Here is a 1392-nt window from a genome sequence, read left to right as displayed (position 1 = left end):
AATTATCCGTGGGTAAGTAGATACCGCGTTGCGATGATTCCCTTATTGATTCATTTGTATGAGAAAACATAAGGGGAGCACGCGACATGCTTGCCAGAATTTATTTCGGAATGATTTCTGGTAAGGAATTTCTTGATAATTACTTATATTTTTTATCAAAAATCAGTCATGTTCAGTTATGAAAAATCACATTGCAACATTAACCTTACAGAAGTTAAATACTTTATATTTTATCAATATGCGATGTGATACAGAGTTGGCGGTGAGCCGATTTCGGCACCTCATCGTATTCATATCATCTGAAACTATCGGAGTTTGTCATGCCGTTTCTGCGTGCTATCGCTTTAATGATCTCATTCCTAATGGTCGCGCCCTTGGCTGTGGCCCAAACGGGTGAAACCCCGCCAACCCTAGACGGGGCGAAAACCGTTAGTGCGGCAGAGGCAAAGACCCTGATTGATGCGGGGGCTCAGGTCTATGATGCGCGCCGCAAAGCCGCTTTTTCCGAAGGCCATCTGCCGAAAGCAAAATCGCTCTCCGGCTTCCAGAACGAGCAGACAAAACAATTCGATCCAGCGGTTTTCGGGGCCAATAAGCAGGCGGTCATTATCATTCACGGTCATGGGAGCGACGGTTGGTCGGCTGTTCAGGCTGTGAAGGATGCCGTAGCGGCTGGGTTTGGTAAGGTCCATTGGCTGCGGGGCGGTTTTGCTGAATGGACCGCAGCAAAATTGCCGCTTGAACAATAGATTTACCCTGCTTTAGCCCCTCCTTTTTGAGGCTCCAATGCTACGTTTGCTGATTTCTGGCCGGATTTCGCGGCTTGTTCCCATGATAATGAGCATTATCGCACTGGCTTTCGTCAGCATTGCGGGCCTCAGCTTCTACAATAGCATGAAAGAGATCGCCTACATGCGCGCTTTGGGCGAGCATGATTTGCCGGCTCGTCAGGCGATGGTGCGGGTTGAAGAGGGGCTGCAAGCCGCCAACACCCGAATTCTGGGCGTTATGGCCAAGGTTTATTCCGCGCCAGGCTCAGTTGACCGATTAGACAAGCTTCTGGGCGACTTAAAGAGCGACTGGGGGAAGTTGCAGATTATTTTTGCTGGGACTGAGAAAGATGCTTTGCGTGAAGAAGCATCGGCAGCAGTTAACTCGATCGATAGTTTTAAGGCCGATCTACTGGTCGCCCTCCGTGAGGTAAAACCGCTGGATCGCTTGTATGACCGCTGGCTGGATATTTTCACCCCCCTCCGTAAAAGCACCGCGAGCACGGCAAAGCAGCTAAACGACGCAATTGCCGCCGAGGCCAGCACCCAACTTGGTCTAGCGCAAACTTCGATCATTGGGGTCGGTGTCATGGCTCTTCTGGGGCTTGGTCTTTTAGCCGTC

At 50.1% G+C, this 1392-nt stretch carries 2 protein-coding genes; both read left to right on the top strand.

Annotation, left to right across the window (positions count from 1 at the left end; genetic code table 11):
• Nucleotides 1–320 precede the first annotated feature (320 nt).
• On the top strand, nt 321–749 hold the full coding sequence (locus VZ95_RS20630) for a rhodanese-like domain-containing protein (RefSeq protein ID WP_045777534.1): 429 nt from the start codon (nt 321–323) through the stop codon (nt 747–749).
• A gap of 37 nt (nt 750–786) precedes the next feature.
• Nucleotides 787–1392, top strand: a 606-nt coding sequence (locus VZ95_RS20625) for a hypothetical protein (RefSeq protein ID WP_156995497.1), incomplete at its 3' end; no start/stop codon positions are given.

It is taken from the genome of Elstera litoralis (assembly GCF_000963705.1).
Classification (GTDB): domain Bacteria; phylum Pseudomonadota; class Alphaproteobacteria; order Elsterales; family Elsteraceae; genus Elstera; species Elstera litoralis.
This window is presented reverse-complemented; position numbering and strand designations above follow the sequence as displayed.